This window comes from Arthrobacter zhaoxinii, assembly GCF_024385505.1.
GTDB lineage: Bacteria > Actinomycetota > Actinomycetes > Actinomycetales > Micrococcaceae > Arthrobacter_B > Arthrobacter_B zhaoxinii.
In genome coordinates, this window is the sequence record NZ_JANFLT010000006.1 from 18,286 (window position 1) to 43,910 (window position 25,625).

The window sequence follows — 25,625 nt, forward strand, 5'->3', positions numbered from 1 at the left end:
CATGGGTGCATGGGGGACAGGCATTTTTGCCAACGACACAGCCGCGGATGTCCGTGATGAATACTTCGAATACCTCGAGGACGAGGTGCCGGATGAGGAAGCGACACGTCGCCTTATCGACTCATTCGCTTACCTTCTGCGGGAGGACAACGCGGCCGAGTTGTGGGTGCCGCTTGCTGCGGCGCAGTTCCAGGTGGGCCGGCTCGACGGCCAGGTAAAGGCAGCAGCGCTCGCCGCCATTGATGAGGGCGCCGGCCTTGACCTATGGGAAGAAGCGGGCCCGGACGAGCTGGCCGAACGGGTGGCAGCTCTCCAGGAGCTGCGCGGCCAGATCACCGGGCCGCAGCCGGCACGGAAAACCTTCCCTACGTCTTAATTAGTCGTGTTTCGCCGGTGCTGGTCCATCGCCTTGAAATAGGCCCGTGAGGGTGCCCAGTACAAAAGCACCGTCGCTGCGACCATGGTCAGGATGGCGCCCCAGCTCAGAAGGTTCGTCCCGGTAAGGAAAGTTAGTACCGAGACCGCGGTGTAGGCGGTGAGCAGGATTCGGGCCCAGTGATGGCCCTTGCGGATAAATCCGGCTGCCACAGACGTGACAGCGAAGCCGATGCCCAGCGTCACCAACCAGACGGCACCCTCGCCGGTGACACCATCGCCGGCATTTAGAAGGGTGATTCTCGTGAGAATACCCAGTGCGGTCAGGCTCAAAGCGCCCAGCAGGAGGCCAAAGGACGAATCGACCTGCTTCGGCCGTATCGGCGTTCCGCCCACTGCTGCCGGGACCGGACCCGCTCCGGAACGGCCGTTGTAAGGATTGATATAGCTGGTGCCGGGCGGCACGTGTTCGGACATGTTTCCCCCATGCGAGCCTGCTGACGATGCGGCGGTTTGCCGTGATGCCCGACAGCATAGTCCGATGCTGGAAAAACACCGCCGGACCGGCCACCGGCTTAGACCACCGGCGCTGGCTTTGGCGGCGGCAGGTGGGGGAGGGACAGCACGAAAAGCGGCGCCTCCCGAAGGGGAGACGCCGCCGTTGGTCCGCCGGGATTCAGCGGACCATTTCGGCCAGCGCCGAGTAGGAGGACTGCGCACCCTCGCGGGTGGCCGCCAGCGCACCGGCACGGGCAGCGAACTCGGCCGCCTGGGCCAGCGAGTCACCGGCGGCAAGCCGTGCGGCTGTAGCGGCGGTGAACGCGTCCCCGCAGCCGGTGGTGTCCACGGCGGTCACCCGGGTGGGCGCAATGACGGCAACCCGGTCAGCACCGGAAGCGGTGCCGTCCAGTACGACGGCGCCCTCACCGCCCAGCGTGACGATCGTGCGGCGTACGCCCAGACGGGCCAGGGCAGCAATTACCCTTTCCCAGTCCGACGCCGGATCCGCCAGCCCCGTGACCAGCGCCGCCTCGTGTGCGTTGAGCAGCAGGACATCGGTCAGGGCCAGCAGCTCGGCGGGAACCTCGCGGTACGGCGAGAGGTTCAGCAGCACCTCGGCGCCGGCGTCGTGCCCGGCCTGCGCCGCGGCCGTGACCGCTTCGAGCGGCACCTCCAGGCTCAGGCAGAGCACCGCGGCGTTCTCAAACAGGTCTGCCGGCAGTTCCGCGCCGGTGACCGTGCCGTTGGCGCCGGGGGAGACGATGATGGTGTTCTCCCCGGCAGCGTCCACCACGATCATGGCCGTGCCCGTCGCGGTGCCGGGGCGGCGCAGGACGCGGGAGGCATCGACACCGGCACCGGCAGCCGCCTTCAGCAGCAGGTCCCCGTGCCCGTCGGCCCCAACGGCACCGAAGAGCCGCACATCGGCGCCCAGCAAGGCGGCGGCAGCGGCCTGGTTGGCACTCTTGCCGCCCGGGACAATGACCAGTTCCGATCCGTTCAGGGTTTCCCCGGGGGAGGGGAAACGGTCGGTGCGGACGGTCAGATCGGCATTAAGCGAACCGACAACTACAACTTTTCCGGCGGACATGCAGGGATTCTCCTTGGGTGGCGGACAGGGTCAGCGGTGGTCGGTCTCGGCCGCGGCGTCAACCTCGGCGTCGGCGGGCCTCGGGATGAGGAAGGACGAGGCTAGGGCCAGCGCCAGGATGATCAGACCCGCAATGATACCGGCGTAGTATCCGGTGGACCCGGCGCCGTCAGCCGGGGTGGCCGCCGTCTTCACCGCGTAGATCACGGCGAAGCTCAAACCCGCACCCAGATTGAATGCCCCTGCGTTGAGGCCGGGCAGGAAGCCGGGGTTCTCCTTTGGGGAGAGCACAATGCCCAGGCCGTTGAGCATGATGTTGCTGATGCCGGCGTAGGTGATGCCGATCAGCACGGATACGCCCAGCAGGCCCAACCGGGAGTCGCTGCCGACCATGAGGAGCATCAGCGCCAGCGTGATGACGGAGCCGATCAAGCCGATCCGCAGCACCTTGCCGTAGCCCCAGGTGGCGGCCAGCCGGCCGGCAATGGGCCCCAGGAGCAGCCCGGCGAGGGCGTAGGGGGTGAGGGTCCACCAGGCGGATTCCTCGGCGCCCATGCCGAAACCGACAACGCCGTCCTGTGCCAGGGCCGGGATGATGCCGTTGATGACGGCGAAAACACCGGTCATGGTCAGCAGCGTGGTCAGCAGCAGGGCCCAGGTGGAGCGCTGCTTCAGCAGGTAGGTAGCTACCAGCGGCTGGTCGGTGCGGTTCTCCACCTTCCAGAACGCCACGAAGGCGATGACGCCGATGACGATCAGGGCAGCCACCAGTGTCCAGTTGGCGTCCGCCAGTTTGCCGGCCTCGTTGAACGCGGTCAGCAGGGTGCCCACGGAGATGACCAGGGGAACAACGCCCACCCAGTCCATCTTTTCCTTCTTCTCGGCCCGGGATTCGGGGGCGAGGAAGAAGAGCAGGGCAGTGGCGACGGCGCCGACAATGGCCATGGCCCAGAAGACCGAGGCGAATCCGTGGTTTTCCGCAAGGTAGCCGCCGGCGACGGCGTCGACTCCGGCGATGCCGCCGTTGACGGCCGTGATGACACCCATCAGGGTGCCGTACAGCTTGGGGTCGCGGATTTCCACGCGCAGCATGATCAGTGTCAGCGGCACCACGGGTCCGGAAACACCCTGGATCAGGCGGGCGATAAAGAGGACTTCAATGCTCGGTGCCAGTGCAGCCACCACGGAGCCGATGGTCAGGACCACCAGCATGCCGGTCAGGACCTTCTTGCGGCCGATGATGTCGCCGAGCCGGGGCAGGAACAGGGAGAACAGCGCGGCGGCGGTGAAGAACGCCGTCTGCGTCAGGCCCACCGCTGCCGAGGTGGTGTTCAGTTCCTCCTCGATGCTGACCAGCGCCGGGGAGAGCATGGAGGCGTTGAGCTGGAACGCCACGCAGGCCGCCAGCAGGGCGGCCATGAGGGCGCCGACGTTTACGCGTCGGCGGGCGGTTTCAGTCACCGGTTTACCCCGACTTTGGCTCGGGCGGCATCCGGTATGGCGGCCTCCGGATCACCGCTGATGTCTGCAGGCTTGGGGATGAGGAAGGACGTGGCCAGGGCCAGGGCCAGAATGACTGCGCCGGCAATGATGCCGCCGTAGTAGCCTTCGGTGCCGGACCCGTCCGTCACCGTGGTTGCCGTCTTCGCGGCGTAGATCACGGCGAAGCTCAGACCGGCGCCCAGATTGAACGCACCGGCGTTGAGGCCGGGAAGGAAGCCGGGGTTCTCCTTCGGGGAAAGCATGACGCCCAGGCCGCTGAGCATCACGTTGCCGACGCCGGCATAGGTGATGCCGACCAGGATGGAAATGGCCAGCAGTCCCAGCCGGGAGTCGCTGCCGACAACCGGGAGCATCAGGGCCAGGGCGATGACGGAGCCGATGGTGCCGATCCGCAGCACCTTGGCGTAGCCCCAGCTGCCTGCCAGCCGTCCCGCGAACGGGCCGATGATGAGGCCGGCGAGGGCGTAGGGCGTGATGGTCCACCAGGCGGACTCTTCCGCACCCATGCCGAAGCCCACGGTGCCGTCCTGGGCCAGGGCCGGGATGATCCCGTTCATCACGGCGAAAACGCCGGTCATGGTCAGGACGGTGGTCAGCAGCAGGGCCCATGTGGAGCGCTGCTTCAGCAGATAGGTGGCGATGAGAGGCTGCTCGGTCCGGTTTTCGACCTTCCAGAACACCGTGAACGAGATGACGGAGATGACGATCAGGCCAATGACCAGCGGCCAGTTGGCGTCCGCCAGCTTGCCTGCCTCGTTGAACGCGGTCAGCAGGGTGCCAACCGAAATGACCAGGGGAACGACGCCCACCCAGTCCATTTTTTCCTTCTTCTCGGCCCGGGATTCAGGGATGACGGCAATGACGAGGGCCGTGGCAAGGACGCCGACGACGGCCATGGACCAGAAGATCGAGGCGAAACCGTGGTTCTGCGCCAGATAGCCTCCGGCAATGGCATCCACGCCCGCGATACCGCCGTTGACGGCGGCAATGACACCCATCAGGGTGCCGTATTTTCGAGGATCACGGACTTCCACGCGCAGCATGATCATGGACAGCGCCACGGTGGGACCGGAAACGCCCTGGATCAGGCGGGCGAGGAAGAGGACCTCAACGCTCGGCGCGAGGGCGGCGATCACGGAGCCGATGGTCAGGACCACCAGCATGCCGGTGAGCACCTTCTTGCGGCCGATGATGTCGCCGAGGCGGGGCAGGAACAGGGAGAACAGGGCAGCAGCGGTAAAGAATGCCGTCTGCGTGAGGGCTACGGCAGCTGAGGTGGTGTTCAGTTCCTGTTCGATAGTGAACAGGGCGGGGGAGAGCATGGAGGCGTTCAGCTGGAACGCCACGCAGGCGGCCAGCAGGGCGGCCATCAATGCACCGACGTTTACCCGTCGGCGGGTCATTTCACTCACAGGTCAACCTCGCCAATGCGCTGAAGTGCGTCGACAACCAGGTCCCAGAACTTCTGGTGATCCAGGTCGACGGCTACGGATGTGTTGCAGTCGTCGGGAGCCGGTGCGCGGAAGTCCGCCACCGTCATCCCCAGGGTCAGGGTGCCGGTCAGCTCCACGTCCAGCGGCACGCGCCGGGTGGTCATGACGGAGGGGTCAATGACGTAGGCAACGGCGCACGGATCGTGCACCGGCGGGAAGTCAAAGCCCTGGGCGTCCTTATACGCCTCTCCAAAGAAGTCGAGCAGCTCGCCGACGAATCTGGCCGGCTTGGTGCCGACGGCGGCGATGCGCTTGGCCACTTCATCGGTGGCCAGCGCCTGATGCGTGAGGTCGAGACCGACCATGGTCAGCGGCCACTTCTCGTTGAACACGATGTGTGCGGCTTCGGGGTCGATCTTGATGTTGAACTCGGCCACGGCGGACCAGTTGCCCACGTGGTAGCCGCCGCCCATGAGGACGACTTCCTTGACCCGTTCGGCGATGCGCGGTTCCTTACGCACGGCCATGGCGATGTTGGTCAGGCCGGCGGTGGGGACGATGGTAACGGTGTTCGGCTCGTGTGCCATCACAGTGTCGATGATGAGGTCTACCGCGTGGCGGGAATCCAGCTCAAGCGTCGGCTCGGGCAGTTCGGGGCCGTCCATGCCGGAGTCGCCGTGGATGTCCGGGGCGTTCTCGATGGTGCGGACGAGGGGTCGGTCACAGCCGGCGGCGAAGGGAATGCCTGTGATATTTGCGACACGGGCAATTGCCAGTGCGTTGCGTGTCACCTTCTCCAGGGTCTGGTTTCCGACGACGGTTGTCACCGCCAGGAGGTCGATCTCCGGGCTGCCGTGTGCCAGCAGCAGGGCGACCGCATCATCATGCCCGGGATCGCAATCCAGGATGATTTTGTGGGGCATTACGTCTCCGCTTCGTTGAGGTTCTAGCTCCGGGACCGCAGTTCCGGCATTGCGGCACCCGGTTCCGGTACTCCTGCAGCGGTCCGCGGCGGTGCAGACATGGGGGAGTGCCTGCCTGGCACCAGAATTAACGATATCGACGTATTGCAGACCACTCCGCCGGAGCTCCTGTTCGGCACCGGACGGAACTTCGCCCCGATTTGCCATCTGCCGGCCCGGAAATTATGCTGTCTGCCGCTCTTTTGCGGGCGGGCGCGGATGCCGGCCGCTGCCTCCCTTCCAGCATGACGGAACGGCCCCGGACCCCACCAGACGGCACCTTGATTCGGGCTGCCGGTGCGGCCCTTTCGATGAACGTTTCCCTGCTCCCGGCGGGGAGTTAAGGTGGCAGCCCCGCTCGGGAGGGAGCGGGGCTGCCGACGATGCCTTTCAGGTTTTTACCAGCGGACCTTCCGCTCCCGCGGGCCTTGCTTCGTGTTCGGGTGGGTGGGTTTGTGGTCCTTGCCCAGGCTTTGCCAGCCGGGCAGGGCACTCTCGGGAGCGGAGCCGGGCAGGTGGGTGCCCGCCTGGCTCAGCCGTGCTTCGGCCGCCGGAGCGAGATGGATCTCCACGGGCGGAAGGACGGGTTGCGCGGATTCGGGCTTTTTCTTTTTCGGTGCACGCATGGTGTCTCCAAGGGGTTACGGCCGTTGAAGCGAAGATCAGGGGCGCCGTCCGGGCACAATGGCGTGCAGGTTCCACCAGCGGGATCTGCGGGCAGACGGACGGGCTCGGAGGCCGGGCCTCAACAAGCTCTGAACTGGTTGTCTGCGGTCGGTAACGGCAGCGCTACTCGAATATGAGGAGTCCCATGCCGATGACCATAACAGCGGGTCCGTCCGCCGGGTAGTCCCTCTCGAAAACCTGCTGCAACAACGACGACGGCGGCACCTGGGGCAGGTGCCGCCGTCGTCGTCGGGCAGGTTAGAAAGTGAGCACAATCCGGCCGCGCAGGCCGCCGGCCTCCAGCCGGCGGTGTGCTTCGGCCGCCCGCTCGGCAGGCAGGACATCGGCGATCCGCGGGCTGAGCAGGTCCGCTTCGGCCAGCGCCCGCAGCCGGTCCAGCTTCGCGCCGGAGGAGTATTCCTCGCCGACCCGGATCGGATGCACCGTAATGCCGCGGCCGGGATCGCCGTCCCACCCGCGCACAGTGGCGAAGCCGCCGCCGTCGCGCACGGCACCCGCCGCCAGCTCGTTCATCACGGCTGCGTCCGCCACGGCGTCCACCCCGTCGGGGAAAAGCTCCCGGATCCGTTCGGCCACGTCGTCGCCGCGTTCCACCACATGGTCTGCGCCCAGTGCCGCCACTAGATCGGCGTCCTGTTCGGCGGCATCGGCGACGACGGTCAGCCCGGCATCCTTGGCCAACTGGATCAGGTAGTTGCCGAGCGTTCCGGCGGCACCGGTAATGGCCAGCACGGAGCCTTCGGCAAGGTCCAGCTTCTCCAAGGTCTGCACTGCGGTGAGGCCGTTCATCGGCAGGGTGGCGGCGGCCTCTAATCCGATGCCGGCCGGGATGCGGGCAATGGAGTCCGACGGCGCCACCAGGTATTCGGTGTAGGCGCCCCGGCGTGCGGCCCGGGGCAGGGCCAGGGCCATGACTTCGTCACCGATCCGCCAACCGGCGCCGGCGCCCACCTCGTCCACGACTCCGGCGGCGTCCATGCCCGGAATATAGGGCGGTTCCTGCCCGCCCATGTCCTGGGCGCCGGACCGCAGCACGGTGTCGGTGGGGCTGACGGCTGCAGCCCGTACCCGGATGCGCACCTCGCCGGGTCCGGCGTGGGGTTAGGGTACGTCGAGGACCTCCAGGGCCTCGGGGCCGCCGAAGGCACGGATGCCAACAATCTTCACTTGGAACTCCTCTTACTGATGCAGCGGGGCCGTGGGCCCCGGAATGATGCGCTGTTGTGCCAGCCGGTCAAAGAGCTCCAGGAACCGGTCTTCCGAGTCCAGGCAGTCGGTAAAGCCGGCCTGCCGTGCCTTGATGGTGGAGGAGACGTTGTCGAACTCCGAGCGGAAAATGAAGTCGGCGAATTCCCAGCGGACCAGGTCCTCATAGGGAATCTGTTCGAGGCCGTACCGTTCGGTCATCTGCTCCCAGAGGGCACGGTACTGCGGCATCGCGTCCGTGAGGGGCACCGGCTGCGGTTCCGCGTACTCCATGCCGAAGTACTTGGCGAAGGCCGGCCAGAGCTGCCGCCAGCGGAACTGGTCCCCGTTGGTGATGTTGAAGATTTCCCCTGCGGCGGCGGGCTCCGAACCCGCCCATACGGCTGCGCGGGCCAGCAGCTCGGCGTCGGTGACCTGGTACAGGGCATCGTAGGCAGCCACGGTGCCGGGGAAGCGCAGCGGCTGGCCCAGTTCCTTGCTGATGCTGGCGTAGACCGCAATGGCCATGAGCAGGTTCATCGGGTTGCCGGTGGCGTAGCCGATCACGCCCTCGGGACGCAGCACGCTCAGGGTGAAGCCGCGCTCTACGGCCACCTCGCGCAGCAGGTCCTCCTGGTCGTAGTAGAAGTTCGGCTGGATCAGCCGCGGATCCCGTTCCTTGGCCGGGGCGTTGAAGTAGCCCAGGTGTGCGCCGTACGCCTTTCCGCCCTGATAGAGCGTGACGTGGCGCAGCGGTGCACCGGCGGCGTGCAGGCCGTCCAAGGTGTTGCGCAGGAGAGCGGTGTTGACCTCGGACAGTTCGGCCGACGTCGGGCGCTCAATATAGGCACCGAAGACCAGATGAGTGGTGTCCGACGCCGGGGCCAGGCCTTCGCGGGCCTTGCCGGCATCCAGCAGGTCCACCGACAGGTGTTCCCAGCCTGCGCCGGGCACAGGACGGCGGCTGGCGCCGCGTACCTTCCAGCCGCGGCGGGCATACTCGTCCGCGGCGTGCCGGCCGATGACACCGCCGGCACCGGCCACAAGCACGGTGCCGGTGTCCTGCGCCTGGGGCCGTGCTGCGGTGCGGGCCTGGTCCTGTTCGATGATGCCGGGCGTCGGGTCGGTGCCGGCATGTGATTCAGCGGCTGATTCCGGGATGTTGTCCATGGTTCTCCTGGTGATTCCGTAATACCTGGTCAACGGCCAGTACCACGACGATATCGATCATCAGGGTGCTTATGAAATCCGGAAAGGTGGATGCGCACCAACTTGACGGTGATCCTCCGCCCCGCTGCCGAACGTAGGGTTGAAAGGTGAACACTCTTACGCTTCCGGACCGCACCTGGGCCGAGACCGCCATCCGCCGCATCGAAGCCGAGGGGGCACGTTCGGCGGACACGCACCTGTTCCAGGTTCCGGTCCCCGCCGGCTGGTCGGTGCAGATCTATCTCAAGGACGAGTCCACCCACCGCACCGGCAGTCTCAAGCACCGCCTGGCCCGTTCCTTGTTCCTCTTCGGCCTGGTGAACGGCTGGATCACGGAGGGCACCACGATCGTGGAGGCCTCCAGCGGTTCGACCGCTGTCTCCGAAGCCTATTTCGCCCAGCTGCTGGGGCTGCCGTTCGTGGCAGTGATGCCGCAGACCACCAGCGCGGAGAAGATCCGGCTGATCGAGCACTACGGCGGGCGTTGCCACTTTGTCCAGGATCCGTCGGAGGTCTATGCCGCTGCGGAGGCTGTCGCGGCGAGCACCGGCGGCCACTACATGGATCAGTTCACCTACGCCGAACGCGCCACTGACTGGCGGGGCAACAACAATATTGCCGAGTCGATCTTTTCGCAGATGGCAAGGGAAGACCATCCGCTGCCGGACTGGATTGTCGTGGGCGCCGGCACGGGCGGCACCAGCGCCACGATCGGCCGCTATATCCGGTACCACCGGTACCCCACGCGGCTGGCGGTGGTGGACCCGGAGAATTCCGCGTTCTTCCCCGCCTGGCAGAACCCGGGGGAGCCCGCCGTGGGGCGGCCCTCCCGGATCGAAGGCATCGGCAGGCCTCGACGGGAACCCAGCTTCGTTCCGGCCGTCATTGACCACATGATCCAGGTCCCGGATGCTGCCTCGGTGGCAGCCTCACGGCACCTGCGCCGGCTGACCGGCCTGCATGCCGGGCCCTCCACCGGCACGAACCTCTGGGGCGTGTGGCAGCTGGCGGCGGCCCTGGAAGCGGACGGCCGTGCCGGGAGCATCGTGTCGCTGGTGTGCGACTCGGGGGACCGGTACACCGCCTCCTACGGCGACGACGCGTGGCTGGCGTCGCGCGGACTGGATCCAGCGCCGGCCGCGGCCGTGCTGGAGGAACTGTTCCGGACCGGACGGTGGCCGGCGGGCTGATCCGTCCGCAGGACCGGCCCGGGGCGGCACCCGCAGACAGGGGCTGCAGGAACCCCATTGATCGTTACCCGAAATTGTTGACAATCATGTTTACCAAAAATACCGTGTGTGACTTAGCTAACTTTTCATCACGGAACCGGGGAATGACAATGAAGCCACTTCTTAGGGTGCTGGCAGCCTCCGCTGCGGTCCTGGCTCTTGCCGGCTGCGGCTCGGGCTCGCCCAGCGGGGAAACCGAAGGCACCGGCGGCGCCGGCGGGGACCTCACCCAGGTGACGGTCGGAGTCATTCCCATCGTTGACGTTGCTCCGATCTACCTCGGCGTCCAGGAGGGATTCTTCGAAGCGGAGGGCCTGGAGCTGGAACTGCAGCCCGCTCAGGGCGGCGCGGCCATTGTTCCCGCTGTCATGAGCGGCAGCATGGACTTCGGGTTCAGCAACATCTCCTCGATGCTGTTGGCCCAGTCCAAGGGCCTGGATGTGCAGGTGGTGACCGCCGGTGCAGCGTCGACAGGTGTTGACGGCGCGGACTTCGGCGGCATCTTGGTCAGCCCGGGTTCGGGAATCGGATCGGCGGCGGACCTCGCCGGCAAGAAGGTGGCCGTAAATACGCTCAACAATATTAATGACACCACCGTCCGCGCCGCGGTGCGCAAGGCCGGCGGCGACCCGTCGGGCATCGAATTCGTCGAGCTGGCCTTCCCCGATATGCAGGCTGCCCTGGAACGCGGCCAGGTGGACGCCATCCAGGTGGTGGAGCCCTTCCTGACGGGCGGGCAGAACGCCGGGTCCACCCGGATCGCGTCCAACTACGTGGATACCGCGGAGAACCTCGCCGTCGGTGCCTACTTCACGACGTCGGCAAAGGCCGAAGAGGACGCCGAAACGGTGGAGAAGTTCACGGCGGCCATGAACAAGTCCCTGGAATATGCGCAGGAGAACCCGGACGCCGTCCGCGACGTCCTGCTCACCTACACGAAGATCGACGCCGAGACCGCACAGGCCCTTATCCTGCCCAGCTTCACCACGGAGATCAACCGTGCAGGCGTGGAAACGCTTGCGGAGCTTTCCCTCAGTGACGGTTTGATCAGTGAAGAGCCGAAACTGGATGAGCTGCTGCCGTAATGAGTACTGAAGTGCTGAAACCCGGCCGGGCTGCGCAGCCACGCGCAGCCCGAACGGGCACGCGCCGCCCCGTGCCGAAGTGGGTGCTGGGCCTGGCCGGGGTCCTCGGCTTCCTGTTGATCTGGGAACTGGTTCCGGCAGTCGGCCTGGTCGAGCCCCGCTTCCTGCCCCCCGCCTCGGAGGTGATCATGGCCCTCATCCGGGACTTCGGACTCACAGCCTTCTGGGTGGCCGTGGGCCACACCCTGATGGCCTGGGGCATCGGCCTCGCGGCCGCCGTCGTCGCCGCCGGCATCCTGGGGCTGGTGATCGGCATGAGTCCGTTCCTTCGCCGCTTTACCAACTCCACCATCGAGTTCCTGCGCCCGGTTCCCTCCGTGGCCCTGATCCCGCTGGCCGTGCTGCTGTTCGGCGTCAAAATCGAATCGTCCTTGATGCTGATTATTTATGCCTGCTTCTGGCAGGTGCTGATTCAGGTGCTCTACGGGGTGGCCGACGTCGACAACGTGGCAACACAGACCGCACAGTCCTATGGCTTCTCCAAACTGCAGCGGATCCGGTACGTGGTCTTTCCCACCGTGCTGCCCTACCTGATGACGGGCATACGCCTGGCGGCCTCCGTGGCTCTGATCCTGGCCATCACTGCCGAACTGATCATCGGCTCGCCGGGGCTTGGGAACGAGATTTCCATGGCCCAGTCCGGCGGTGCCGTCTCCGGCATGTACGCCCTGGTGCTGGCCACCGGCCTGCTGGGTCTGGCGATCAATATCGTGATGCGTCAGGCCGAGCAGCGCCTGTTGGCCTGGCATCCGTCCGTCCGCGGAGAGGTAGTGCTGTGAAGACGCTCAAGAGTGTGGGCTACGTAGTTGCGCTGCCCCTGTTGCTGGTGCTCCTGTGGTGGGCATCCACCCGCGGCGAACCGAACTTCTTCGTGCCCACCCCCGCTGCCCTGGCGGAGGTCTTCGGCCCCACCTGGTTGGAGGGGCGGATCACCGCCGATGTCCTGCCGTCGGTGGGCCGGCTGCTCGTCGGGCTGGCCATCGCGATCAGCCTGGGCATCGTCGTCGGACTGCTGGTGGGCCTGAACCGGACGCTGCGGGCGCTGACCGAACCCGTCTTCGAGTTCTTCCGTGCCCTGCCGCCCCCGGTGCTGGTGCCGGTGCTGCTCCTGCTGGTGGGGCTTAATGACGGCATGAAGGTTGCCGTGATTGTGGTCGGCTGCATCTGGCCGGTACTGCTGAACACCATCGAAGGAGTGCGCTCCATCGATCCGGTGCAGAACGAAACAACCCGGTCCTACGGCATCTCGGGGCTGAACCGGATCCGCTACCAGGTGCTGCCTTCTGCCACACCGGTGATCATGGCCGGCATCCGGCAGTCGCTGTCCATCGGCCTGATTCTCATGGTCATTTCGGAGATGTTCGGTTCCTCCTCGGGGCTGGGCTTCACTATCCTGCAGTTCCAGCGCTCCTTCGCCATCCCGGAAATGTGGTCCGGCATCCTGGTGCTCGGCCTGATCGGCCTGGCCCTGTCCCTGATCTTCCAATGGTGCGAACGGCGCGTGCTGCGCTGGTACCACGGCCTTAAAGAGGTAGAAAATGCAGCCTGACGCCATCCCCGCCAAAACAACTCCGGCACCCCAGGGCCCTGTACCCTCCGGGCGTACCCTGCCCGAGGGGGAAGCGCTGCTCTCGGTCCGCGGGCTGAAAAAGGTCTACTCCACCGACGGCGGTCCCATCGAAGCGGTCCGCAACCTCACCTTCGATCTGGGCCACGGCGAACTGGCCTGCCTGGTCGGTCCTTCCGGCTCCGGCAAGACCACCCTGCTCAAGTGCATCGCCGGGCTGCTCGGAGCCACCGAGGGGGAGGTGTTGCTCGACGGGAAAAAGGTGACCGCGCCGCCCAAGAAGATGGCGGTGGTGTTCCAGGAATACGGCCGCTCCCTGTTCCCCTGGCTGCGGGTCGAGGACAACGTGGAGCTGCCCCTGAAGAATGCCGGCGTGCCCAAGCCGGAACGCCGGCAGCGGGTTGCCGACGCCCTGGAAGCGGTGGGGCTGGCGGACGTGCCCAAGTCCTACCCCTGGCAGCTGTCCGGAGGTATGCAGCAGCGGGTCGCCATCGCCCGCGCGGTGGCGTACCAGCCGGAGGTACTGCTGATGGATGAGCCGTTTGCCGCCGTCGACGCCCAGACCCGCGCGGACCTGGAGGACCTCACCCGCCGGCTGTGGAAGGACCTGGGGATGACCATCCTGTTCGTCACGCACGACATCGACGAATCCGTCTACCTCGGCGAACGCGTCATCATCCTGTCCTCCTCGCCCACCGTGGTGCAGGAGGACATCCGAATCGATCTCCCGGAGGACCGCGACCAGCTGGAGACCCGGGGAATGCCGCGCTTCACCGAGCTGCGCCACCATGTCTACGAGCAGATCCAACTGGCGAAGAAGGGCCACCGGCCGGACGCGGCGCTCGCCTAGGTCCTGCCCGCTCGACTCCTAATCGACGACGGCGGCCCCTCCTGCACAAGGAGGGGCCGCCGTCGAACATACGTACCCGGAGGGTTGTCCTGCCCGGCTAGCCGGCGGGCAGCTCCACCGGGGGAGTGCCGTGGGTATGGAAGGTGCTGATGGTCTTCATGCCCCAGGCCTGGCCCTTGGCACGCTCGGCTTCGGACCATTCGATGGTTTTCCAGTCCGGAGCCAGGATCAGGCGGGCACCGGCGTTGCAGAATTCGATCCGGTTGCCGCCGGGCTCGTACACGTACAGGAAGAAGGTCTGCTGGATGGCGTGCTTGTGCGGCCCGGTTTCAATGTGGATGCCGTTTTCCAGGAAGATGTCCGCGGCTTTGAGGATGTCTTCGCGGGTGTCGGTGGCGAACGCGACGTGGTGCAGCCGGCCGCTGCTGCCGGTCCAGTCACCGCTGTACACCAGGTCATAGGACTTGTTGGAGAAGGTAAACCACTGGCCGGACAGCGTGCCGTTGTCCAGCCGGATCTGCTCGGTGGGTTTGCCGCCCAGTACCTCCTCGACGAAGCGGCCGTTCTCGGCGACGTCGGCGCCCAGGAAGTTCACGTGGTCCAGCCGGCGGGCATTAACCCCGCGGCCCGGGAAGCGGTCCGCCTGGTTCTTCAGGGCCGGCCGCGACTCCTCGGTGGGGACGTGCCATTCGCTGTCGAAGTAGATGTCCATCGGATGCCCGTCCGGGTCCGTGAAGGCGTAGGTCTTGCCCATGCCCGGGCCGCCGTCGTGCCAGCCGACACCGCGCCCAGCTGCCTCGATGGCTGCGACGCGGCGCTGTAGCGCTTCCTCGCTGGCGGCGCGCAGGCCCAGGCGTCCGACGCCGGAGGTCTCGTGGGCGGTCAGCTTGATGGTGTGGTGCTCGTAGTCGTCCCAGGCATGCAGATAGGCGGAATCGCCGTCCCGCGCGACTTCGCGCATTGCCAGCAGCTCGGTGAAGAACCAGAGGCTCCTGTCGAAATCCGGGGTATAGAGTTCCACGAAGCCCAAGTGGGCCACGTCGCGAAAAGCACTAGCCATAGCGGTGTCCTTTGCAGTCTGCTCGATCGGCACGGGCGTCGTTGCCTGCCTGCCGTCCCTGAAGCGGTGCTGAGAGTCAACCAGCGGCTCCCGGTAGTGTCAACAATTTCGCAGACAATGCCGTGCTCATGCGGTGCTCATGCGTGCTCGGCGGCCAGGGCGGACAGCCAGTGCAGGGTGCCTTCGGTCATCCATGCCGGCGTGGAGAGCGAGCCGAGGTAAGCAAGGGAATCCTCCACCTCGTGGGCGCGCCGCACCGCGTGCGTGTGCGAGCCCTGAAGAAGGCGTGCCACCAGCTCCGCGCCGCCCGGGCCCAGTTCCCCGGCGATTTCCGCCAGGAGCCACTCCTCGGAGCCCGCCGCCTGTCCGGCCGCCTGGCATTCCAGTACCAGCCCTGCCAGCCCCTTCATAAACACACTGCGCAGCAGCTTCCGCCCGGCTGCTGCTCCGGCGGCACCGGGAACCGTCTCCACCGGTGCGCCGAGACCTGTCATCAGTGCCGCGAATCCGTCCGCCGCAGTCCCGCTGGCGAGCAGCGGGGTCCGGCTGCCGGCACGGGGTACGGGTGCCATAACCGCCACGTCCACCAGCGGTATGCCGAAGCCCGCGGCGAGGTCGGCCAGTTCGGCTTTGCTCTCCGGGCCGGAGGTGTTGAAATCCGCGAACACCGCACCGGGCGGAAGCAGCGGGAGCACCTGCTCCGCGACGCTGCGGGCGGCAGCGGCCCCGACCAGGCTGATCGCCAGGTCGGTTCCGGCCAGGGCCTGCGCCGGCGAGTCGAACTGGCAGATGCCCGCGCCGCGTGCGTCGGTGAAGGGGTCATAGCCGCGCACGTCCGCGCCGGCCGCCGCCAGTCCGAGGGCGTACAAGCGTCCGGCTTCGCCCAGCCCCAGTACGGTCACCGCAGTCATGGTTCATTCCTTTCGTAGCCGTCCGCCGATTATTGCCATGATTGTCAACAATTCCAAGCGCGGCGGCGGTACCCGGAGCTGAGAGCCTGCGTTGCAGTGATAACTTGACGTGACAGTAAAAATGACGGGGAAACGGAAGCCGTTTCGCCAAGGAGTAACCGATGACACCAGCAGTGCCCACGAGTAACGCTGCGCAGGTGGCCGACGCAATCCGTACGGCCATTCTTGACGGCGAGCTTGTTCCGTCCCAGCGGCTCGTGGAAGCAGACCTCTGCACCCAATTCGGTGCGAGCCGCAGTGCCGTTCGCTCCGCCCTGGCCGAACTGGCCGTCGAGGGCGTGGTGGAGCGGGTGCAGAACCGCGGAGCCCGCGTACGGTCAGTGCCTGTGGAAGAAGCCGTGGAAATCATTGAAGTCCGCGGCGTGCTGGAGGCACTGTGTGCCCGCAAGGCTGCGGAACGGATCGACGCCGGCCAGGTCGCCGAACTCCGGCAGATGGCCGAGGAGATGACCTCCGCGGTGAAGGCCGGGGAACTGATGCGCTATTCGGAGATCAACTCCAGGCTGCACCGGCGGATTGTGGAAATCAGCGGGCAGGGCACCGCCGGGGCCACCATCGAAAGGCTGCGGGCGCAGAATGTGCGCCACCAGTTCCGGCTTGCGGTTCAGCCGGGGCGTGCCAGTGTTTCCCTGCCGGAACATGTGGAGATCATCGAGGCCATTTGCACCGGGGAAGGTGATCAGGCTGCCGAGATCATGGAAGCCCACATGGCGAGCATCGCGGACGCCATCCGCCGGGCAGGATCTGCTGCCTCGCACTAGCTGGGCGGGGCCCGTGCGGTCTGGAATGGCCTCGACAGCACAGGGTCCCACCGGGTGGGGCTGATGGTGCCCGTGGGGTCACATGCGCCACTTCAGCACCACCGGCTGGGATGGCCTGCGGCCTGGGGCGGTCTTGCAGCACAGCGTCCCACTGGGTGGTGCGGTTGTTGCTGGTGGGGTCACATGCGCCACTTCAGCACCACCGGCTGGGATAGCCTGCGGCCGGACCCGGTCTCGACAGCACAGGGTCCCACCGGGTGGGGCTGATGGTGCCCGTGGGATCACATGCGCCCCTCCAGTCCCACCGGCTGGGAAGCCCTGCGGCTGTGCGAGGGAGGTGAACCCCCTCAGTACATCTAGTCCCCGTCGACGGAGCGCGCGGCGCGGTTGGCGGCTGCGGCAGCCCGGAAGAGGATCACCATCAGGAAGACCAGGGTCAGGAAGGTAATACCGATACCCGTCGGGCCGCCGGCCAGCACCTGTGCGGCCACCGCCGCCAACAGTCCGAGACCAGCAACAGGCCACATTTTCTTCACCACAGGCAAGGCTGCCCTGTGTCCGGCAATCCACGCCGCATCGGACGCCTTTGTGTGGCGGGTGCGGATCCCCATGGAAGCATTTGCCCCGATAAGCCCTTCAGCTGCCTGGCGTGTAACTGCAACGCAGACGCCCGGCAGGAGGATGAGGACAAGCAACAGGGGAATCAGGCCGCCGAGCTCCTCAGACATGGTCTGCCGCCCCCAGATGAGGCAGGCCGCAACCGGCCGGCAGTGGACTGCCCAAAACATATATCCCCGTAGTCATGCATCGAATCTAGCGCATAGGGCAAGCACCGCCGGGAGAGGCTGACCTCCCGCGGTGGGCGGAGAGCGCGGAATCCGCCGCCTCGGCCTTTGTCGCCGTTATTGTCAACAATATAGTTGACGAGGTACATTCTGGTGGTGCAGACCACAGCAGCGTCCCCCTCGGTTCCCTCCGGTTCCCTGCGCGGCAGCCAGCTCGGCATTCCCTGCTGGTTTATGCGCGGAGGAACCTCCCGCGGGCCGTTCTTCCGCCGGGCAGACCTGCCGGCCGGCAGGGACATCGAACGCCGGGACGCGGTCCTGCTTGCCGCCCTCGGCTCCCCGCACCCGCTGCAGATCGACGGGCTCGGCGGCGGCAATCCGCTCACCAGCAAGGTGGGGATAGTGGACGTCAGCAGCCGGGACGGTGTGGACCTCGAATTCCAGTTTGCGCAGCTGCAGCCCGCCGGCGACACCGTGGACACCACCGCCAACTGCGGAAACATGCTTGCCGCCGTCGTACCGTTCGCGGTGGAGGCCGGGTTGCTCGTTCCCGACGGCGACACCACCACTGCCCGGGTCCTGACGCTGAACACGGGCATGGTCGCTGACATCAGCATTCCGACGCCGGCCGGGGACGACGGCAGGGTTGTCGAGTACGCCGGAGATGCGGGGATCGACGGCGTTCCCGGAACCGCGGCGGCCGTCACCATCAACTTCCTGGACACGGCCGGTTCCGTGTGTGAGTCGCTGCTGCCCACCGGCAGCCCCAGCGACACGGTGGAGCTCGACGGCGTGAGGTTGGTCCGCGTGACGTGCATCGACAACGGCCAGCCGCTGGTGATGATCCGGGCCGGGGACCTGGGCCGCACGGGCTACGAATCCGCCGCTGACCTGAACCGTGACGCCGAGCTGAAGCAGAGCCTGGAGGCACTGCGGCTCCAGTGCGGGCACCTGATGGGCCTGGGCGACGTCACCGCCAAGAACTACCCCAAGATGACGCTCATAGCCCCGCCGGCACACGGAGGCACCATCACCACCCGCAGCTTCATCCCGCACGTCTGCCACGAGTCCATCGGAGTACTGGCCGCTGTCACCGCTGCCACCGCCTGCGTCATTGACGGCACCGTGGCACGGGACGTCAGCACGGTGACGGATGCCGGCCGCGGCGGGGACGTGACGGTGTCGGTGGAGCATCCCTCCGGGGAATTCACCGTGGAACTCGGGCTGGACCCGCAGGACCCGCAGCACGTCACCAAATCCGCACTGCTGCGCACGGCCCGGCTGATCATGGCCGGCGAAGTTTTCGTTCCGCGCAGTCTCCGGAGCACCGGGGCAGCAGCAGCAGAGGAGAATGCCCGATGATCATTGACTGCCACGGCCACTACACCACCGCTCCGCCGGCCCTGGGCGCCTGGCGCGACCGGCAGACCGCGGCGCTCGCGGAGCCCGGCTCAGCTGCCCCGGACCCGGCGGACCTGATCATCAGCGATGACGAACTGCGGGAAAGCATCTCCGCGAACCAGCTGCGCCTGATGGATGAGCGCGGCATTGACCTGACTGTTTTCTCGCCCCGGGCCTCCTTCATGGCGCACCATGTGGGGGACTTCTCCACCTCCGCCGCCTGGGCGGCTATCTGCAATGAGCTGTGCTTCCGGGTCAGTGAGCTCTTCCCGGAGCGCTTTGTTCCGGCGGCCATGCTGCCGCAGTCACCCGGCGTGGACCCGGCAACCTGCATCCCGGAACTGGAACGCTGCGTCAACGAGTACGGTGCCGTGGCGTTGAACCTCAACCCGGACCCCTCGGGCGGCTACTGGACCTCCCCGCCGCTGACGGACCGCTCCTGGTACCCGATGTACGAAAAGATGGTCGAGTACGGGCTGCCCGCGATGATCCATGTGAGCACCAGCGTGAACCCCGCCTTCCACACCACGGGCGCCCACTACCTCAACGCGGACACCACGGCGGTGATGCAGCTGATCCAGGGTGACCTGTTTAAGGACTTCCCGGAGCTGAAATTTGTCATTCCGCACGGCGGAGGAGCCGCGCCGTACCACTGGGGGCGGTTCCGCGGGCTGGCCATGGCCCTGAAGAAGCCGCCGTTGGAGGAACACCTGCTCAACAACGTCTTCTTCGACACCTGCGTCTACCATCAGCCCGGCATTGACCTGCTGCTGGAGGTGATGCCCACCCGCAATATCCTGTTCGCCTCCGAGATGATCGGTGCGGTGCGCGACGCCGACCCCGCCACGGGCTTCAACTTCGACGACACCGGACGCTACCTGGCCAACGCCGGGCTCACCGGCGAAGAACTCGAGGACATCCGCGAAAACAATGCCCGTGCCGTCTATCCGCGCCTCGATGCGCTGCTGACGAGGCAGGGCCGCGAACCCCAAAGGAGCAGCACCCATGCATGAACTTGGAGTGGTCCACCGCAGCATCACCCGTGCCCCGCAGGCCGACGTCGATGCCCTGGCTCCGTATGGAACCAGCACCGTGCACGAGGCTCTGGGCAGGCTGGGGCTGATGCGGCCCTACATGCGCCCCGTCTACCCGGGTGCCAGTCTCTGCGGCCCGGCCGTGACCGTGCTGCTGCAGCCGGGGGACAACTGGATGCTGCACGTGGCCGTTGAACAGCTCCAGCCCGGCGACGTGCTGGTGGCAGCCTGCACCACGGAAAGCGAAGACGGCTTCTTCGGCGAGCTGCTGGCCACCTCGGTGCGTGCCCGCGGCGGTGTGGGTCTGGTGATCGACGGCGGCTGCCGGGACGCAGCCGCCCTGCAGGAAATGGACTTCCCCGTGTTCTCGCGGGCCATCAACTCCAAGGGGACGGTCAAGGCGACCCTGGGATCGGTGAATGTTCCCATCGTGTGCGCCAACGCCCTGGTGAACCCCGGGGACGTGGTAGTGGCGGATGTGGACGGCGTCGTCGTCGTTCCTGCCGCCCGCGCCGCCGACGTTGCCGCCGCCTCGAAGAAACGGGAAGACAATGAGGCGGCCAAACGGAAACGCCTCGCCGAGGGAGAACTCGGACTGGACATGTACTCGATGCGGGGGCCACTGGAAGCTGCCGGGCTCCGCTATATCGACTAGCCGGACGTCGGCGATGCGTGGGCCGGCGGAGATACCGCCCGCTACGGCAACGGCGGGTAGTAGCGCTTGAACCCGATGTGGGAGGCCTCAAAGCCCAGCCGCTGATAGAAGCGGTGGGCAGAGTCCCGCTTCGCGTTGGAGGTGAGCTGGACCAGCTCCGCACCGTTCCGCCGCCCCTCGGCCGCTGCCCAGTCCATCATGGCGGTGCCGAGTCCGTTGGACCTGAGATCGGCCCGCACATGGACGGCCTCTATCTGCAGCCGGGTTGCTCCGCCTACGGCCAGGCAGGGAATCAGTGTCAGTTGCAGTGTCCCGGCAATCTGTCCGGTCGCATCCTCAACCGCAGCCAGGAAGTTGGCCGGATCCGCGGCAATGGCGTCAAAGGCCCGCTGATACGGTTCCAGGGCCTGGCCGTCTGCCGGAGTCTCACTGGAGTCCGGGGCGTCGGCCTGGAGCAGAGCCACAATCGGGGCGACGTCGTCGGGCTCCGCCCGTCGCACGTGGAAGGAACCGTTGAGCAAGGCGGCGGGCCGGATTTCCATGCCCGCAGTCTCGCACAGGGCCCGCAATCCGGCGTCTTCCATTGACCGGGCGGGCAGGGCACGGGCAGGGTTAATGGAACCGGATCACCGTTGCCGCCGTCAGGAGCCGTTGAGGCGCCGCATCCGACGGGGCGCTCTTTCCTGGTCCAGCGACCGACCGTAGAGAGGCAGCTGTGGGCGAAAATCTCAGGCGGGTCCGCAGAATAGCGCAGGCGCAGTTCGGAGCTTCCGAGCCGGTGGACAGCTACAGCCAGACCTGTGCCCGGCTCGACACCGCGATTGTAGCCACGGCCGGGCGCCGGGAGGTGCTGCGGAACCAGGTCCGCGCCGCCTGGGAAGTGATGCGGCACTACAGCATGGTGATGCGCTCCTACGAAGCCCGGTTGAAAGCGCTGGAGGCCGTTATTGCCGAGGAGCGCCTGGCCGGAGGGCAGGCCGTCACCCTCGCCGAAACTGCGCGCCGCATGTATGAGCTGGCGGTACGCATCGAAGCCACGGCGCACCACCATTTTGAGGTTGTCCGTGCGAAGGAATCCCGTGTGGAGGAATTGATGCAAAAACTGACAAGTTCCAAGGCGCAGTTGAAACTGGCGCAGACGGCGGAGAACCACCGAAGCCGGCTGCGCTCCCTCGAAGCGGCCGCCGAAGAGGACCCGTTGATCCGGAGCCGAAGCCGCTACGACAGCGAGCTGCGCGATGCGGCGCGGCTGGCACGCGAGGCAGAGGCACTGGCAGGCCTGAAGGGAGGCTGGTCCTGATGGCGGCGCAGGTCCAACCGGTTCTGGTTACCGTTCCGCTTCACCCCCGGCATCCCTACTCCGTCCGCACCATTGTGGGCCTGGGCATTGCGGCGATGCTGTTCCTTGTTCTGGGCGGCGGTGATCTGCTGACCCTGCTTATCGGGATCGGTTTCCTTGTTCATCCTGTCCAGGCAGCCGCGGACAAGCTGGTCCGCTGGCCCCGGCAGGACCGTGCGGACGCGGAATCACTCACCCGCGTGGTCCGCGAGTATTTCTACAACGCCCCTGCAGTGGACGCGAAAGGCGTCCGGGAACTGGCCGCGAAACGGCAGCTGCAGGTCAACGACGACGGCGGCGGGCAGCTTCGCATCGCGCTCACCGGACGGCGGAAGCCCACCGCGGCCGGCAGCAGGCCGGAAGCCAGGCTGTCCTTCAAATGCGGGGACGTGGGGCTGATGGACTTTGACCGCCTGCTGCAGAACGCTGAAGGCGATCCATTGGTCCGGCGTGCAACCGACCGGATGCGCCGGCCAGGCACGGAGGCAGCCGCCTGATTCGAGGCTGTGCGGAAGGCCACGTACCCCGTCCGGCGGAACGGCGGCGGGCTTTGTGCCCGACGGCTGAGACCATAGAAGTATGCAGACACTCAGCCTCAAGGAAGCCACCGACCTCGCAGAACAGGCAGCAGCCGTGGCGGAGACCCATATTCCCTACGGGTCAGGGCTGGGAGCTCCGACATCCTTCACCCTCGCCTGGCTGATGGCAGCCGCCGGGCTGGAGGATGTGCGGGTGGCCAGCGGCAGTTCGGGCATGGGGGACCACTTCTGGGTGGAGACGGATCAGTGGCGGATCGATCCGACCCTGCGGCAGTTCGCCCGGATGCATGGCCGTCCGCTGGTGGGCCCCGTTACCGAACCGGGCAATTTCGCCGCCGTCAAGTACCACGCCGTGCCCCGCTCCCGGCAGGACGCAGTGCGGGAAGTGTCCTACGGCTTCCGGAATGCCGCCGAGACCGAGGATTTCGTCAACGAGATGGCCGCGGCCATCCAGCTGTAGGTTTCGAGCCGCACAGGTCGCCGCGGCCCCGCCGGGCCGGAAAACCCACGGCTGTGAACGTGGAAAACTGGAAGCATGCAGCCGTTCGACAAAGTCCAGCCCATCGTCCTGCTCGTGGATAAAACAGATCCCGCCGCGCACCGGGACGCCGTGGCCGCCGCCGCCGTCGCCAGTGTCCGGGCCTACACGGCCACCGAGGACAGCGAAGCGTGGGAAAACTGGCTGTACGGCCGGTTCACGAAAACCGTCCGCCGGGCAAATCCCAGCACCTTCGAGCGGCTGGCCGGCGAAGCGCCGTCGGGATCGGTCACGGTAGGCCGTGCACAGGCCATCGCTTTCGAACCGGTCACCTACGAGCAGATGCCCAAGAACCTCGCCAAGCTGCAGGTCTCGGGCACCCAGCTGCCGGACGAGGAGCCTGCCGCCTGGCCGGAGAACGCCCCGGAGATTGTCCTGAACGCAGACCTGGACATGTCCACCGGCAAAGCCTCCGCGCAGGCCGCCCATGCGCTGCTGTCCTGGTACCTGCAGCTGGACCCGGCCGCCCGGCACGCCTGGCAGGAAGCCGGTGAACCTGCGGGCGTGCGCTTCACCACGGGCGGGCAGTTCGCTGAGCTCGCAGCGCGTCCCGGCGCCGGGCCGTTGATTGTCGACGCCGGGATGACCGAGATTGCACCGGACACCGCGACCGCGTTCGTCGCCGGCTTCAGTCCCGCCGCCGCTTCCTCCGCCTGACACATAGGTTTTATGAGGCAAGCCCGTGATAAAAAGGCTCGGGTGAGCGAGACCAGGAAACCACGGGAAACAATGACCGGGCGCGGGCACCCTCTGCCCTTCTGGCTGGTCGGCAGCGCCGTGGTTCTGGTCGCCCTGAACCTGCGCCCCGGGGCCTCGTCTGTAGGACCGGTCCTGGCGGAGCTGCAGGCCGGACTGGGTCTGGACGCCACGGCTGCCGGGGTGCTGACCGCCCTGCCGGGCCTGGCCTTCGCGGCCGTGGGAGCGCTCGCCGTCGCGCTCTCCCGCAAAACCGGAATCAACGGGTCTATTGCCCTGGCCCTCGCTGCGGCGGCCGCCGGACTGCTGGTCCGTTCGTTCGTGGATTCCGCCGCGCTGTTCCTGGTGCTGACCGTCCTGGCCTTCGCCGGCATGGCAGTAGGCAACATCCTCGTCCCGGCGTTCATCAAGCGCCACGGCGGCCGGCACCTGCCCGTCCTGAACTCGGTCTATGGCACCACCCTCGCCCTGGGCGCCACGTTGCCGCTGCTGTTCGGCGGCCTCCTGGCCGGAACGGGCCCGGAGGGCTGGCGGCTCAGTCTGGGACTGTGGGGTGCCGTGGCACTGGCGGCCTTCATCTTCTGGGCGGTCCTGGCTCTGCGCACCGGGCGGGACCCGGTAGCTGCTGCCGGCGGAACACGCACCAGGACACGCATGCGTTCCTCCCGCACCGCCGTCGCCCTGAGCCTCTTCTTCGGCGTGCAGTCCATGCACGCCTACGTCCAGTTCGGCTGGGCCGCGCAGATCTACCGCGACGCCGGGCTGGAGCAGGCCACCGCCGGCGTGATGGCCGCGATCATTGCCGGACTCGGCATCCCGGGCGGGCTGATCATGCCCGTGCTGGTAGCCCGTTCGCCGCGGCTGCGGACCTACATTGTTGGCCTCGGCACCTGCATGGCGGCCGGCTACAGCGGGCTGCTGCTGGCCGCGGACACACTGCCCTGGCTTTGGGCAGTGTTCCTGGGCGTGGGCGGGTTCGCCTTCCCCACCGCGCTGGCCCTGATTACCGCCCGTTCCCGTGAACCGCGGGTGACCGCGCAGCTCTCGGGTTTCATCCAGCCCGTCGGCTATTTGCTGGCCGCCATGGGACCGTTCGCCATCGGCACGCTGCACGATGTCTCCGGCAGCTGGACCCTGCCGCTGGCGCTCCTGATTGCCTCCGCCGTCGTGATGGTCGGGGCCGGCATCCGCGCAGCCGCTCCGCGGTTCGTGGATGACGAACTCGAGGCGGCAAAACGCCCGGTGACAGCTTCGTAGGGACTAGCGACCGGCCCGGCACTCTGCTTGAGCGCTGTGGCGCCGGGCCTGACCTGGATCGAGCGGCCGGCGCTGTCCCGGGTGGGTCAGCGCAGGTGCGAGGCGCCGTTGACGTCGATCACCGTACCGCTGACCCACTCCGGGGCGGCCGTGGCGAGCCACGCCACGGTTGCCGCGACTTCCTCGGGTTCCGCGACCCGGTTGAACGGACTCTGCGCCCGGATGGCGACGCCGCTGGCACCCTCCAGTGCGGGGCGTCCCATTCTTGTGTCCACGAACCCGGGAGCAACGGCGGCGGAGAAGATCCCGTGCGGCGCCAGCGCGACGGCGAGGGACTGGGTAAGTGAGTGCAGCCCGGCCTTGCTCGCACCGTAGGCGGGGTTGTCCGGTTCACCGCGGTAGGCGCCGCGTGATCCCACGTTCACCATCCGGCCGCCTGCGGGCCCCTCGGGACGCTGGAGGAGATGTTCGGCCATGAGCCGGCAGAGGTTCGCCGGCGCCATGAGGTTGAGGTCCAGAGTCTGCCGCCACGCGTCCTGCCACTCGGCGAAGGACCCGGACGTCGCCGACTGGGCCCGGAAGATTCCCGCGTTGTTCACCAGGACATCCAGCCCGCCCAGCTGATCCACGGCCTCGGCGAAGACCCGCTCGCACTCGGCCGGTATTGCCAGATCCCCGACGACGACGGCGTGCCCGGTCCCGGGCAGCGCCTCGGCCACCCGCCGGGCGGCCTCGGCGTCATGCCCGGCGTGTACGGCCACCGTGTGGCCGGCTTCCGCGAGGGCCGCTGCGATTGCTGCTCCGATGCCCCGGCCTGCGCCGGTGACCAAAGTGTTTGTACTCATCGCCCGAG

At 67.0% G+C, this 25,625-nt stretch carries 28 protein-coding genes; 15 read left to right on the plus strand and 13 right to left on the minus strand.

Features of this window, described 5'->3' with window-relative positions:
• The first annotated feature begins 1 nt into the window (after position 1).
• Positions 2-376, plus strand: a complete 375-nt coding sequence (locus tag NNX37_RS11570; RefSeq protein ID WP_255792882.1) for a DUF4259 domain-containing protein — start codon at positions 2-4, stop codon at positions 374-376.
• Here NNX37_RS11570 and NNX37_RS11575 read toward each other — a convergent pair.
• From NNX37_RS11575 to NNX37_RS11610, 8 genes are all read right to left on the minus strand, one after another.
• Positions 373-852 carry a hypothetical protein gene (locus NNX37_RS11575; protein ID WP_255792884.1) on the minus strand — a complete coding sequence of 160 codons (480 nt, stop codon included), beginning with the start codon at positions 850-852 and terminating at the stop codon, positions 373-375. The genes NNX37_RS11570 and NNX37_RS11575 overlap by 4 nt on opposite strands.
• A gap of 199 nt (positions 853-1,051) precedes the next feature.
• Positions 1,052-1,966 (minus strand): ribokinase, encoded by a 915-nt coding sequence (locus tag NNX37_RS11580; protein WP_255792885.1) that lies wholly within the window; start codon positions 1,964-1,966, stop codon positions 1,052-1,054.
• Between the two features lie 30 nt (positions 1,967-1,996).
• A complete protein-coding gene (uriT, locus tag NNX37_RS11585; RefSeq protein WP_255792887.1) occupies positions 1,997-3,427 on the minus strand; it encodes a uridine transporter UriT in 1,431 nt (476 codons plus the stop codon).
• Complete coding sequence (gene uriT / locus NNX37_RS11590) at positions 3,424-4,872, minus strand: uridine transporter UriT (RefSeq protein WP_255793514.1); 1,449 nt, start codon at positions 4,870-4,872, stop codon at positions 3,424-3,426. Before uriT (NNX37_RS11590) ends, uriT (NNX37_RS11585) begins: the two co-directional genes overlap by 4 nt.
• Before the next feature lie 5 nt (positions 4,873-4,877).
• On the minus strand, positions 4,878-5,825 hold the full coding sequence (gene uriH, locus NNX37_RS11595; protein WP_255792889.1) for a uridine-preferring nucleoside hydrolase UriH: 948 nt from the start codon (positions 5,823-5,825) through the stop codon (positions 4,878-4,880).
• A gap of 437 nt (positions 5,826-6,262) precedes the next feature.
• Positions 6,263-6,490 carry a hypothetical protein gene (locus NNX37_RS11600; RefSeq protein WP_255792890.1) on the minus strand — a complete coding sequence of 76 codons (228 nt, stop codon included), beginning with the start codon at positions 6,488-6,490 and terminating at the stop codon, positions 6,263-6,265.
• Positions 6,491-6,788: 298 nt separating this feature from the next.
• Positions 6,789-7,631, minus strand: coding sequence for an NADP-dependent oxidoreductase (locus tag NNX37_RS11605; protein ID WP_255792891.1), 843 nt, complete (start codon positions 7,629-7,631; stop codon positions 6,789-6,791).
• Positions 7,632-7,730: 99 nt separating this feature from the next.
• Positions 7,731-8,906 (minus strand): SDR family oxidoreductase, encoded by a 1,176-nt coding sequence (locus NNX37_RS11610; RefSeq protein WP_255792892.1) that lies wholly within the window; start codon positions 8,904-8,906, stop codon positions 7,731-7,733.
• 146 nt (positions 8,907-9,052) lie between these two features.
• Between NNX37_RS11610 and NNX37_RS11615 the strand changes: the two genes are divergently transcribed.
• From NNX37_RS11615 to NNX37_RS11635, 5 genes are all read left to right on the plus strand, one after another.
• On the plus strand, positions 9,053-10,135 hold the full coding sequence (locus tag NNX37_RS11615) for a PLP-dependent cysteine synthase family protein (RefSeq protein ID WP_255792894.1): 1,083 nt from the start codon (positions 9,053-9,055) through the stop codon (positions 10,133-10,135).
• Positions 10,136-10,278: 143 nt separating this feature from the next.
• Positions 10,279-11,259 (plus strand): ABC transporter substrate-binding protein, encoded by a 981-nt coding sequence (locus NNX37_RS11620; protein WP_308206318.1) that lies wholly within the window; start codon positions 10,279-10,281, stop codon positions 11,257-11,259.
• The gene (locus NNX37_RS11625; protein ID WP_255792895.1) at positions 11,259-12,098 is read left to right on the plus strand and encodes an ABC transporter permease; all 840 of its coding nucleotides are present in this window, start codon (positions 11,259-11,261) and stop codon (positions 12,096-12,098) included. The genes NNX37_RS11620 and NNX37_RS11625 overlap by 1 nt, the downstream gene beginning before the upstream one ends.
• The gene (locus tag NNX37_RS11630; protein WP_255792897.1) at positions 12,095-12,868 is read left to right on the plus strand and encodes an ABC transporter permease; all 774 of its coding nucleotides are present in this window, start codon (positions 12,095-12,097) and stop codon (positions 12,866-12,868) included. The genes NNX37_RS11625 and NNX37_RS11630 overlap by 4 nt, the downstream gene beginning before the upstream one ends.
• The gene (locus NNX37_RS11635; RefSeq protein ID WP_255792898.1) at positions 12,858-13,736 is read left to right on the plus strand and encodes an ABC transporter ATP-binding protein; all 879 of its coding nucleotides are present in this window, start codon (positions 12,858-12,860) and stop codon (positions 13,734-13,736) included. The genes NNX37_RS11630 and NNX37_RS11635 overlap by 11 nt, the downstream gene beginning before the upstream one ends.
• A 97-nt stretch (positions 13,737-13,833) precedes the next feature.
• On the opposite strand, the gene NNX37_RS11640 is transcribed toward NNX37_RS11635, so the two are convergent.
• The gene (locus NNX37_RS11640; RefSeq protein ID WP_255792899.1) at positions 13,834-14,796 is read right to left on the minus strand and encodes a catechol 2,3-dioxygenase; all 963 of its coding nucleotides are present in this window, start codon (positions 14,794-14,796) and stop codon (positions 13,834-13,836) included.
• A 137-nt stretch (positions 14,797-14,933) separates the two neighbouring features.
• The gene (locus NNX37_RS11645) at positions 14,934-15,707 is read right to left on the minus strand and encodes an NAD(P)-dependent oxidoreductase (protein ID WP_255792900.1); all 774 of its coding nucleotides are present in this window, start codon (positions 15,705-15,707) and stop codon (positions 14,934-14,936) included.
• Positions 15,708-15,868: 161 nt separating this feature from the next.
• On the opposite strand from NNX37_RS11645, the gene NNX37_RS11650 reads away from it, so the two are divergent.
• The gene (locus NNX37_RS11650) at positions 15,869-16,528 is read left to right on the plus strand and encodes a GntR family transcriptional regulator (RefSeq protein ID WP_255792901.1); all 660 of its coding nucleotides are present in this window, start codon (positions 15,869-15,871) and stop codon (positions 16,526-16,528) included.
• A 356-nt stretch (positions 16,529-16,884) separates the two neighbouring features.
• On the opposite strand, the gene NNX37_RS11655 is transcribed toward NNX37_RS11650, so the two are convergent.
• Positions 16,885-17,256 (minus strand): SdpI family protein, encoded by a 372-nt coding sequence (locus NNX37_RS11655; RefSeq protein WP_255792902.1) that lies wholly within the window; start codon positions 17,254-17,256, stop codon positions 16,885-16,887.
• Between the two features lie 192 nt (positions 17,257-17,448).
• Between NNX37_RS11655 and NNX37_RS11660 the strand changes: the two genes are divergently transcribed.
• Genes NNX37_RS11660 through ligK form a run of 3 tightly spaced genes read left to right on the plus strand, consistent with a single transcriptional unit; the run spans position 17,449 to position 20,403 of the window.
• Positions 17,449-18,675: a 4-oxalomesaconate tautomerase gene (locus tag NNX37_RS11660; RefSeq protein WP_255792903.1), complete on the plus strand. Its 1,227-nt coding sequence runs from the start codon at positions 17,449-17,451 to the stop codon at positions 18,673-18,675.
• A complete protein-coding gene (locus NNX37_RS11665; RefSeq protein ID WP_255792904.1) occupies positions 18,672-19,727 on the plus strand; it encodes an amidohydrolase family protein in 1,056 nt (351 codons plus the stop codon). The genes NNX37_RS11660 and NNX37_RS11665 overlap by 4 nt, the downstream gene beginning before the upstream one ends.
• The gene (gene ligK / locus NNX37_RS11670; protein WP_255792906.1) at positions 19,720-20,403 is read left to right on the plus strand and encodes a 4-carboxy-4-hydroxy-2-oxoadipate aldolase/oxaloacetate decarboxylase; all 684 of its coding nucleotides are present in this window, start codon (positions 19,720-19,722) and stop codon (positions 20,401-20,403) included. Before NNX37_RS11665 ends, ligK begins: the two co-directional genes overlap by 8 nt.
• A gap of 41 nt (positions 20,404-20,444) precedes the next feature.
• On the opposite strand, the gene NNX37_RS11675 is transcribed toward ligK, so the two are convergent.
• Positions 20,445-20,945 carry a GNAT family N-acetyltransferase gene (locus NNX37_RS11675; RefSeq protein ID WP_255792908.1) on the minus strand — a complete coding sequence of 167 codons (501 nt, stop codon included), beginning with the start codon at positions 20,943-20,945 and terminating at the stop codon, positions 20,445-20,447.
• A 173-nt stretch (positions 20,946-21,118) separates the two neighbouring features.
• Here NNX37_RS11675 and NNX37_RS11680 point away from each other — a divergent pair, with 173 nt between their 5' ends.
• The 5 genes from NNX37_RS11680 to NNX37_RS11700 all read left to right on the plus strand — a co-directional run bounded on the left by NNX37_RS11680 (position 21,119) and on the right by NNX37_RS11700 (position 24,772).
• Entirely contained in the window at positions 21,119-21,703 is a 585-nt protein-coding gene (locus tag NNX37_RS11680; RefSeq protein ID WP_255792910.1) for a hypothetical protein, read from the plus strand.
• Positions 21,703-22,239: a hypothetical protein gene (locus tag NNX37_RS11685; protein ID WP_255792911.1), complete on the plus strand. Its 537-nt coding sequence runs from the start codon at positions 21,703-21,705 to the stop codon at positions 22,237-22,239. Before NNX37_RS11680 ends, NNX37_RS11685 begins: the two co-directional genes overlap by 1 nt.
• Before the next feature lie 82 nt (positions 22,240-22,321).
• Complete coding sequence (locus tag NNX37_RS11690) at positions 22,322-22,741, plus strand: hypothetical protein (protein ID WP_255792913.1); 420 nt, start codon at positions 22,322-22,324, stop codon at positions 22,739-22,741.
• A gap of 75 nt (positions 22,742-22,816) precedes the next feature.
• Complete coding sequence (locus tag NNX37_RS11695; RefSeq protein ID WP_255792914.1) at positions 22,817-23,476, plus strand: peptidyl-tRNA hydrolase; 660 nt, start codon at positions 22,817-22,819, stop codon at positions 23,474-23,476.
• Positions 23,477-23,518: 42 nt separating this feature from the next.
• Positions 23,519-24,772 (plus strand): MFS transporter, encoded by a 1,254-nt coding sequence (locus NNX37_RS11700; protein ID WP_255792915.1) that lies wholly within the window; start codon positions 23,519-23,521, stop codon positions 24,770-24,772.
• A gap of 86 nt (positions 24,773-24,858) precedes the next feature.
• Here the strand turns inward: NNX37_RS11700 and NNX37_RS11705 are convergent, their stop codons facing one another.
• Entirely contained in the window at positions 24,859-25,617 is a 759-nt protein-coding gene (locus NNX37_RS11705; protein ID WP_255792916.1) for an SDR family NAD(P)-dependent oxidoreductase, read from the minus strand.
• Positions 25,618-25,625: the final 8 nt, after the last annotated feature.

Excerpts from the sequence above, each read along its gene's own strand:
- NNX37_RS11570 (WP_255792882.1), top strand. The coding sequence starts at position 2 with ATGGGTGCATGGGGGACAGGCATTTTTGCCAACGACACAGCCGCGGAT.
- NNX37_RS11575 (WP_255792884.1), bottom strand. The coding sequence starts at position 852 with ATGTCCGAACACGTGCCGCCCGGCACCAGCTATATCAATCCTTACAAC.
- NNX37_RS11580 (WP_255792885.1), bottom strand. The coding sequence starts at position 1,966 with ATGTCCGCCGGAAAAGTTGTAGTTGTCGGTTCGCTTAATGCCGATCTG.
- uriT (WP_255793514.1), bottom strand. The coding sequence starts at position 4,872 with ATGACCCGCCGACGGGTAAACGTCGGTGCATTGATGGCCGCCCTGCTG.
- uriH (WP_255792889.1), bottom strand. The coding sequence starts at position 5,825 with ATGCCCCACAAAATCATCCTGGATTGCGATCCCGGGCATGATGATGCG.
- NNX37_RS11600 (WP_255792890.1), bottom strand. The coding sequence starts at position 6,490 with ATGCGTGCACCGAAAAAGAAAAAGCCCGAATCCGCGCAACCCGTCCTT.
- NNX37_RS11610 (WP_255792892.1), bottom strand. The coding sequence starts at position 8,906 with ATGGACAACATCCCGGAATCAGCCGCTGAATCACATGCCGGCACCGAC.
- NNX37_RS11620 (WP_308206318.1), top strand. The coding sequence starts at position 10,279 with ATGACAATGAAGCCACTTCTTAGGGTGCTGGCAGCCTCCGCTGCGGTC.
- NNX37_RS11625 (WP_255792895.1), top strand. The coding sequence starts at position 11,259 with ATGAGTACTGAAGTGCTGAAACCCGGCCGGGCTGCGCAGCCACGCGCA.
- NNX37_RS11635 (WP_255792898.1), top strand. The coding sequence starts at position 12,858 with ATGCAGCCTGACGCCATCCCCGCCAAAACAACTCCGGCACCCCAGGGC.
- NNX37_RS11640 (WP_255792899.1), bottom strand. The coding sequence starts at position 14,796 with ATGGCTAGTGCTTTTCGCGACGTGGCCCACTTGGGCTTCGTGGAACTC.
- NNX37_RS11645 (WP_255792900.1), bottom strand. The coding sequence starts at position 15,707 with ATGACTGCGGTGACCGTACTGGGGCTGGGCGAAGCCGGACGCTTGTAC.
- NNX37_RS11650 (WP_255792901.1), top strand. The coding sequence starts at position 15,869 with ATGACACCAGCAGTGCCCACGAGTAACGCTGCGCAGGTGGCCGACGCA.
- NNX37_RS11655 (WP_255792902.1), bottom strand. The coding sequence starts at position 17,256 with ATGTCTGAGGAGCTCGGCGGCCTGATTCCCCTGTTGCTTGTCCTCATC.
- NNX37_RS11665 (WP_255792904.1), top strand. The coding sequence starts at position 18,672 with ATGATCATTGACTGCCACGGCCACTACACCACCGCTCCGCCGGCCCTG.
- ligK (WP_255792906.1), top strand. The coding sequence starts at position 19,720 with ATGCATGAACTTGGAGTGGTCCACCGCAGCATCACCCGTGCCCCGCAG.
- NNX37_RS11675 (WP_255792908.1), bottom strand. The coding sequence starts at position 20,945 with ATGGAAATCCGGCCCGCCGCCTTGCTCAACGGTTCCTTCCACGTGCGA.
- NNX37_RS11685 (WP_255792911.1), top strand. The coding sequence starts at position 21,703 with ATGGCGGCGCAGGTCCAACCGGTTCTGGTTACCGTTCCGCTTCACCCC.
- NNX37_RS11690 (WP_255792913.1), top strand. The coding sequence starts at position 22,322 with ATGCAGACACTCAGCCTCAAGGAAGCCACCGACCTCGCAGAACAGGCA.
- NNX37_RS11695 (WP_255792914.1), top strand. The coding sequence starts at position 22,817 with ATGCAGCCGTTCGACAAAGTCCAGCCCATCGTCCTGCTCGTGGATAAA.
- NNX37_RS11705 (WP_255792916.1), bottom strand. The coding sequence starts at position 25,617 with ATGAGTACAAACACTTTGGTCACCGGCGCAGGCCGGGGCATCGGAGCA.